The sequence below is a fragment of the Streptomyces turgidiscabies Car8 genome (assembly GCF_000331005.1).
GTDB lineage: Bacteria > Actinomycetota > Actinomycetes > Streptomycetales > Streptomycetaceae > Streptomyces > Streptomyces turgidiscabies.
Genome location: NZ_AEJB01000593.1, coordinates 1 through 8,311 on the forward strand (window position 1 = coordinate 1; position 8,311 = coordinate 8,311).

General features: G+C 74.1%; 3 protein-coding genes and 1 pseudogene. 2 read left to right on the plus strand and 2 right to left on the minus strand.

The annotated features are described in order from the left end of the window. Positions 1–15: 15 nt before the first annotated feature. The gene (locus STRTUCAR8_RS41625; RefSeq protein ID WP_006382429.1) at positions 16–4,911 is read right to left on the minus strand and encodes a phospholipase D-like domain-containing protein; all 4,896 of its coding nucleotides are present in this window, start codon (positions 4,909–4,911) and stop codon (positions 16–18) included. Further along, positions 4,908–5,774, minus strand: coding sequence for a DUF4132 domain-containing protein (locus tag STRTUCAR8_RS41630; RefSeq protein WP_006382430.1), 867 nt, complete (start codon positions 5,772–5,774; stop codon positions 4,908–4,910). Before STRTUCAR8_RS41630 ends, STRTUCAR8_RS41625 begins: the two co-directional genes overlap by 4 nt. 448 nt (positions 5,775–6,222) lie before the next feature. Here STRTUCAR8_RS41630 and rsgA point away from each other — a divergent pair, with 448 nt between their 5' ends. Together rsgA and STRTUCAR8_RS50850 are read left to right on the plus strand one after the other, a co-directional pair. Continuing rightward, positions 6,223–7,284, plus strand: coding sequence for a ribosome small subunit-dependent GTPase A (gene rsgA, locus STRTUCAR8_RS41635; protein WP_006382428.1), 1,062 nt, complete (start codon positions 6,223–6,225; stop codon positions 7,282–7,284). A gap of 838 nt (positions 7,285–8,122) precedes the next feature. Next, positions 8,123–8,311, plus strand: a pseudogene (locus STRTUCAR8_RS50850) (methylated-DNA--[protein]-cysteine S-methyltransferase); the annotation flags it as partial.

Below are 8,311 nucleotides of genomic sequence, written 5' to 3' on the forward strand. Positions count from 1 at the left end.
GCCCACCGGTCGGGCTCAGCGGCGCCGGCCGCGCCGGACCTTGAGCTCCTGGAAACGCGGCCCGTCGCCTTCGCGGACCCGCTGCCAGGCCCTGCGGTACAGGTCGGCGACGGGCTCGGCGGGAACGATCACCCCGAGCACCGGGTGGTCGCCGCTGACCAGGTCGTACAGCGGCAGCTTCCACTGCTCCAGCGGAAGGCGCGGGGACTTGGGGTCCACCCAGCCGCCGGGCAGGAAGAGCGAACGCCCGGCCCGGGTACGGGCGGCCTCGACGACCAGGCCGGAGGCCGCCAGCTCGGCGCGGGCGGCCTTGAGCCGGGCGGCACCGCCTCGATACTGCTGCCACCCTGTCCAGCGCGCGGTGTTGCGGTCGGTCGGGTCGGGCATCGCCAGCAGCATCAGGTGGAGCACGGCGGCGTCGTCCCCGATGCCGTACTCCTTCGCCGCCTCGCCGACCAGGTCCGGCACCGACCGGGCGGGGTCCTGCGGCCACCAGGTGCCGTCCTTGTCCCGCGCCCCCGCCTCCGGGTCACCGGGATCAGCCAGGAGGGCCGCGAAACGCGGGTCCCCGGCGGTGCGCAGCGCCACCTCGGCCGCGAAGGGCCGCTGGGCGCCGGTGCGCAGGACGGACAGGAACGGGTCGGTCCCGGCCTCGTCCAGCAGCGCCGTACGGATTCCGGGCGCGGGCTGGTCGTCCGCCGTGGCCATGATGACGGCGCCGTAGCGCTCGTAGCCCTCGCCGGTCTCGGTGGGGGCGCCGGCCACCTTGCGGAATTCGGACAGGCTGACGTACTCGTCGAGGTCGAGCATCAGCCCGGGGCCGGCCAACCGGTCCCGTACGGCGGTCAGCGCGGCCGGGAGGGCGGCCCGGATCGGGTCGCCCGCCGGGAGCCGGTGGGCGAGCCAGGCGGCCAGGGTCACGGTGCTCGTCAAGGTGTCGGCGGTGAAGCCGGCGGTGTCCTTGTCGACCGGGTGGACCCGGTCCCCGCTGACGTGCCAGGCCAGATCGCGGCACAACTGCGGTTCGGCGGCCGGGTCGAGCAGCGCGGGCAGCGCCCTGCTCGGCCCCCACGATGTCTTCACCGCGCGAACGGCCTCCGCGAGGAGTGCTTCGGGGACCGCGGCCCGTCGGCCCAGCCTGGCGTTCCAGACCTGCGCGGCGGCGGCCACGTCCGGGCCTTCCGTCCACAGCCGTGCGGGGTCGGCGGGCAGCAGGGCCCGGACGACGGCCCGCCGGAAGCCCGCGTCCAGGCCGCTCAGCTCGTCCTTGGCCCGGGCGGCGTCGGCCACCTTCACCCCGAGCGTCGTACGGACCTCGGCGCTGAGGAAGTTCCGCTCGTACGTGTCCACCTGCGGCAGCCCTGCCACGATCAGCTTGGCCGTGGTCGAGGTGACTCCGGTCAGGCGGGCGAACTCCTCGGCGGCCTCGGGGAACCAGGGCGCCGCGCCGCGCCCGGCCAGCTCGGTCAGGAACGCCCCGAGCCACCCTGCCTCCCGGGCCTCGCCCACCGGGGACGAGGACGCCACCGTGTAGGGCGCGGGGACCTCGAACAGCCCGGCCGGGTCGTGGAAGAGCGCCGTGAACTCGCAGCTGCCGTTCTCCGGGCGCTCCAGGTCGACGAAGGCCAGGAACGCGCCGCCGCTCAACCGGAGCAGACCCAGCCAGGACCCGGACCGCACAGTGCCGTCGGCCTTGGTGAACAGGCGGCTGTCGAGCCGCAGTTCGAAACGGCGCCACCGGTCCGGCTCGACGACCGCCAGACCCTGGGAGTCCAGTTCGCGCAGGAGTTCCCGCAACGCCTCCCGGTGCTCCGGCTCGGTGGTCGCGGCAGCGGCCCGGTAGGCCGCTGTGACGGGAAGGTCGGGAAGAGACCTCCAGTCCAGCCTCGCCAACGGCAGCTCCGTCCCGTCGAGGTGCAGACGGACCGTCGGAGCCGGCTCGGGCGTGTCCCGCAACGCCGTACCGATGAACCGCACTTGGCGCCAGACCTGGTCGGTGTCGTCGGAGCCGTACCAGGAGGAGACGAGGCCGAGGCCGCCCAGAGCTTCGCCGAGCAACCGGTCGGCCGGACCGGCGGGCTCCTCCTCCCGCTGCCCGTCCGCGAGTTCCAGGGCGAGCCGGGCAGCCGCCGCGTCCAGCGCGGCCTGCTGGGTCGCCACGAACCGCACCACGGCGGCGATGCCCGTCACCAGCGCGTCATGACCGACCTGCGGCATGAGCGTGCGGATCAGCGCGGGCAGCTCGTCCGGGTCTGTCTCCTCGCGCTCCCGGGCGGCGTCGGTGAGCAGCGCCGCCGCCGTGTCGGGGTCGACGCGGCGCAGTGCCTCGGAGCCCTGCGGGTCGCGAGGCCTGAGGAAGTGCCAGAAGCGCAGCGGCGGCAGCACCAGGGTGCCGGCCGCGAACGTCCCGGGCTTGTTGTCCGTCTTGGCCGTGGCCGTGACGACGCCGTCCTGGTCGATCAGGCTGAGGTCGTAGGAGCCCGTGACGACGGCCACCGGCCGGTCGGCGCCGGGGAAGAGCAGAGCGCGCCTCGGCGGTCCGGCGTCGGCCGCCACGACGACGGTGTTCCCGGCCGCGTCCTCACCGCGCAGTGAGCCGTCGGGCAGCTTCACGACGCGCCAGCCCAGCAGCCCGCCGTCCGGAGCGGGCAGCACCCAGCCGGAGTCGAAGGTGCTTCCCGCCGGGGCGGTACGGGTGGCGTCGGCGAGGAAGCCGGGCAGGCTCCGCCGGCCGCGCTCACCGGTGGCCGGGTCGTACTCGTACCAACCGGCGGTGTCGCGGTCCTGACCGTCCCGGTCCCACACCCAGTACGAGGTGCCGTCGCTGGTCACCGACCGTTCCTCGGGCACGGTGGTGTCGCCGCGGTGCATCACACCGGTGCCCGTGGCCCGGCCCCCGCCGGCCAGCGGGAGGGTGACGGCGCCGAGGTTGCCGAGATAGTTGACCTGGGTGCCCCGGGTGCCGGCGCCCTGCACGGGCTGCCGGCGGTCGGCGGAGTGGTGCCAGTAGCCGCGCAGTTCGCCGTCCGCCTCGCGGGACCGCCAGTAGACGAACAGTTCGCCGTCCACGTAGTGGCAGCCCGGATCGCCGTAGCAGTCCTTGTCCGGAATCCGCAGATCGTGGGTGAGCACGCTGCCGTCGGCGCCGAGCACCCGGACCTGCGAGGAGCCGGAGGCGATCAGATGCGGCCAGGCGTCGGCGACGACGAGGTCGTCGATGTCCTTGGCGGGTACGAGCAAGGCGGCCGCCTCCTCCCAGGCGGGCCAGCTCAGCTCATCCAGAAGCCCGGCCCGCAGGGTCCGGACGAGGACCGGGGCGAGGTCGGTGCCGACCGCGGCGCGCACCTCGTCCTCGGCGAGGGCCAGGGTCTCGCCCGGCAGCCACGTCAACCGGCCCAGGGCGTCCGGCAGTTCCGGCAGACCGACGGCGGTGAACCGTCCGGCGACCTCGCGCACCCACTCCGTCAGCATCGGCCGCCCGCCGGCGGACCGGGCCAGTACCCGCAGGGCCCGCAGACCGTCCTTGTCGTTGCCGAACCGGTCGGCTCCGCGCCGGAACGCGGGCCGGAAGCGGGCATCGGCCTCCAGCGCGACCAGATCGCGCCCGTCTTCGTTCTCCGCCCACTGCTCAAGGCTCAGCCGGGCGTGCTCCTCGGGGTCGGCGACCGGCACCTCCAGGGCAAGCAGCAGGTCCAGCAGATCCACGTCATCGGTCGTGACCGGCAACGTGCCACCGGACCCGGCGAGTTCGCTGCGCAGCCGGTCGGCCATCCGCTCCACCAGCGGGTACAGCCCCGCCAGGCGGCCGCGCCGTCGCCACCCGGAGTCACGGAACGTCAGGAACCGCCCGAGCCAGCCCGCGGACCCGTCCGCCGGGCGCTCGGCCTCCGGCAGCGAGTCGTCGCACAGCCCCGCCGTGGCGCCGGACTCCTCCAGCAACTCCAGCCACAGTCCCGGCAGTTCCCTGTCGTCGCTCGAAGGCATCAGTGCCAGCAGTGTCCTGCGCACCTCCGGTTCCTGCCGGGCCAGAGCTGCCAGCGCCGGACCGTGGGCCTTCCACCAGCCCGCCGCCGCCCGCAACGTGGCGGACAGCGCCAGCAGTTCGGCCAGATACGCGCCCTCCTCCACCGCCGGATCCAGACCCGCGGCCCTCGCCAGCTTGCGCAGATCGCCCGCCATCTGCGCGGACGGAGCCAGCCCGCCCGCCGTACGTCGCACGCACAGCCGGCGGAACCGGTGGAACGCCTCCTGCGCGGGGACCCGCGCGACCAGCTCCTTCGCGTACCCCGACAGCACCTTCACCGGCAGTGCCCCGGCGAGCGCGAACTCCAGGAACACCGCGTCCAGCCGCTCCTCGTCGACCGGCAGACCGTGCTCGGCCTCGGACCTGCGGGCCCGGGTGAACATCTGCGCCGCGTACGTGGCGTTCTCCACCCCCAGGAAGACCCGGCCGGCCTGCTCGTAGAACGTCGGCAGGAAGTGCGGCACGGCGGCCGCCAGCTGATGGGCGAGCACCTGGTAGGCGTCCAGCGCGGCCTTCGGCCTGGACTTCGCCTGTCGTGCCACCCGGTCCAACTCCGGTACGACGCCCAGCGCGTGGTGGCCGTCCGCCGGGTGGTGCACCAGAACCCACTCCGGGAAGCCCAGCGACTGCCGCAGGCCGAGACCGACGTCGACCGGTTCGCCGTCCGGCTCCAGGCCGAGGAAACCGGCGGCGAGGTCCTCCGCGGCGCCCAGCTCGGCCGCGACCAGCCGCACCACCACCCGGCCGTCAAGACCCGGATGCCGGTACGTACGCGCGGTGAGCGGCACCGCCCGCTCACCGGCCCCCTCCGTACCCGGCGGCAGCACCGCCCCGGCCGCCAGCAGCTCGGCGGCCTCCGTCTGCCCGACGGTCCCCGTGTCGCTCATGCGGCGTTGCCCTTCTCGATCCTGCGGCCGGCGTACAGCGCCGCCGCCATGCGCATCCCCTCGGACCAGGCGACCGGGCCGACCTGGGACGGCCGCACCGTGCGACCCTCCTCGTCACTCCAGGTCAGGCTGCCGGTCTCGGTGTCCCCGTCCCAGTACGGTTCCCCGATCCACACCGACGCCTCCACGCCGCGCCCGCCGTCCCGTACCCGGCAGGTCGCGTAGCCGCCGGACACCCGGTAGCCCAGCGAGGTGGCCCGCGTGGCCAGCCCGAACCGCGAGTCGTACGTCCCGCCCGCGAACTCCCGTATCTCGGTGGCCGTTTCCGCGAGACCGTCCGGCCTGAGCCAGGTGGCCCGGTGGATCTGCTCCACCCGCTGCGTCACACCCAGCTCGGCCGCGAACTCCCGCAGATCCTCCAGGTCGGGCAGCAGCACCGGGTGCGGCAGCGTCACCGTACGAGGCGACAGCCGGACCGTCTCGCCGTCCAGGTCGACCACTCGCAGCTCACCGGCGTCCGTCGCGTCCCGCAGGAAGCCGACCTCGTCCGGGTCGTCCCCGACGACCGCGAGGTCGCGCAGCGCCGACTGCCATGCCTCGTCCGGCCACAGCCGGGCCAACAGCCCGGTGGGCACCGGCAGCGACGACACCATCCAGGTGTCCACCTGCGCCACGCACGCCACCGCGTGCCGGTCCAGCCACTCGCCGAACCGCCGCAGCCGCTCCGTCTCCGGGTGCTCCCGCACCCCCTTCGGCAGTGACTTCAACTGCCGCCCCGCCGCCCGTCCGGACATGGCCCGTGCGGCCACCCGGCCCTCCACCAGGGCGACTTCGTACCCGTCGCCCGCCGACAACCAACCCATCGGTCCCCACCCCTGACACCGTCCGGAAAACAGCACGCTTGAGCCGGTGCGTCCCGGTCTTGCTGTGACGATGCCGCGAACGCTATCGGCAGGCACTGACAACCGCTCCGGCGGAGTCTCCGACGGCGTCCGGTGAGAACTCCTCCGGCGTCCGCGAGCCGCCGACGGCCGCGCCGTTAATCGATGGCGCGGCGGCCCCGGACTCCTCTAGGGTCTGTGGTGTTCGAGCGGCAACCGGCGGTTGCCGCCGGTGATCTGTGCTCGGGAGGTGTGACCGATGGCTGTCGTTGAGATGGGCGCTGCCCGCATCCGGAAGTTCATCAAGTCCACTCCCGTGGTCTCCGGCTGACCTCTCTTCCCCCGCGCCTGTGAGCGCGGTGCCGGGGCCACCCTTGTGAAGGGTCACCCCTTGTCTTCTTCTCTCCTGGGTTCGTCCTCGCATCCCCTCATGCCCTATGGCTGGGATGCGGACTGGGCCGCCGAATTCGCCCCCTACGCCGCCGAAGGGCTGCTTGTGGGGCGGGTGATCCGTGTCGACCGCGGCCAGTGCGACGTCGCCACCGCGGACGGTGTGCTGCGCGCCGACACCGCGTTCGTCACCCCGCACGATCCGCTGCGGGTCGTGTGCACGGGCGACTGGGCCGTGGTCGAACCGGCCGGCGACCCCCGATACGTCCGTACGTACCTGCCCCGCCGGAGCGCGTTCGTACGGTCCACCTCGTCCAAGCGTTCCGAAGGCCAGATCCTCGCGGCCAACGTCGACCACGCCATCGTCGCCGTGTCACTGGCCGTGGAACTCGACCTCGGCCGCGTCGAACGGTTCCTGGCGCTGGCCTGGGAATCGGGTGCGCAGCCCGTCGTGGTGCTCACCAAGGCGGACCTCGTACCGGACGCGACGACCCTCTCGTATCTCGTCGAGGACGTGGAGGCCACGGCGCCCGGGGTACCGGTGCTCACCGTCAGCTCCAACAACGGCGACGGCATCGACGTCCTCGCGGCTGTCGTCTCCGACGGTACGGCCGTGCTGCTCGGGCAGTCCGGTGCGGGCAAGTCGACGCTGGCGAACGCGCTGCTCGGCGTGGACGTCATGGAGGTCCAGGCCACCCGTGACGCCGACGGCAAGGGCCGTCACACCACGACCACCCGCAACCTGCTCGCCCTGCCCGGCGGGGGAGTCCTCATCGACACACCGGGGCTGCGCGGCGTCGGCCTGTGGGACGCCGGTACCGGCGTCGGGCAGGTCTTCGCCGAGATCGAGGAACTGGCCGCCGGATGCCGCTTCCTGGACTGCGCCCACACGGCGGAGCCCGGGTGCGCGGTCCTGGAGGCGGTCGACTCGGGCACGCTGCCCGAACGACGCCTCGACAGCTACCGCAAGCTGCTCCGTGAGAACCAGTACATCGTCGCCAAGACCGACGCCCGGCTGCGGGCGGAGATCCGCAAGGACTGGAAGAAGAAGGGAGCGGAGGGCAGGGCGGCGATGGAGGCGAAGCGGGGGCGTCAGCGATAGCGGTACGGCGGGGGGTGGGGATCCGGGTCGCTGCCCCGGCCCCCCGCCCGTGCGGTGGACCCGGGGCATGCCCCGGCCTCCTGGCCGCGCTGCGGGTTCCTGGCCACGCTGCGGCACCCTGGCCGCGCTGCGGGTTCCTGGCCACGCTGCGGCACCCTGGCCGCGGTGCGGGTTCCGGGCCACGCTGCGGCACCCTGGCCGCGCTGCGGGTTCCGGGCCACGCTGCGGCACCCCGGCCACGCTGCGGCACCCTGGCCGCGCTGCGGGTTCCTGGCCACGCTGCGGCACCCTGGCCGCGCTGCGGGTTCCGGGCCACGCTGCGGCACCCCGGCCACGCTGCGGCACCCTGGCCGCGCTGCGGGTTCCGGGCCGCGCTGCGGCACCCTGGCCGCGCTGCGGGTTCCGGGCCATGCGGTGGGCTCCTGGCGATGCGTCGGGGCCCCTGGCCGAGGGACGGGCCCTGCCTATGTGGCGGGTCCCGGCCGCGCTGGGGGTCCGGCCGCGCTGGGGGCTCCGGGCCATGCGGTGGGCTCCCTGGCCGCCTGGCAGGCTACTGGCGATGCGGCGGGCTCGCCGGCCGGGAGGCGGGCACTGCCTCTGCGGCGGCCCCCTGGCCGAAATGCGGGCCTCCGGCCGCGCTGCGGGCGCTCGTCCGTGAGCGCCAAGCCGGGCGCGGGCTGGCCGGTGCCGGTGCCGGTGCCGGTGCCGGTGCCGGTGCCGGTGCCGGTGGAGGGAGCGTCGTGTCGGAAAGCTGCCAGCGGCGCCTCTGCACGTACCGCAGACTGGACCGCGTGACCGACCAGAACAGCAGGTACGCCGCCGACCGGGAGCCCGTAGCATGACGACATCCATGGCCGCTCCCGCGACCACCTACTGGACCTTCCTCGATGGTCCCCTCGGTCAACTTCTCCTGACCGCCGACGAGTCGGGCGCGCTGACCTCGCTGTCGGTGCCCGGGCAGAAGGGTGGTCGCAGCGTCCGGGGTGCCGAGGAGGGCTGGCGGCGTGACGCCGGGCCCTTCCGGGTG

Coding starts and splice junctions, on each gene's coding strand:
- STRTUCAR8_RS41625 (WP_006382429.1), bottom strand. CDS start 4,911: ATGAGCGACACGGGGACCGTCGGGCAGACGGAGGCCGCCGAGCTGCTG.
- STRTUCAR8_RS41630 (WP_006382430.1), bottom strand. CDS start 5,774: ATGGGTTGGTTGTCGGCGGGCGACGGGTACGAAGTCGCCCTGGTGGAG.
- rsgA (WP_006382428.1), top strand. CDS start 6,223: ATGCCCTATGGCTGGGATGCGGACTGGGCCGCCGAATTCGCCCCCTAC.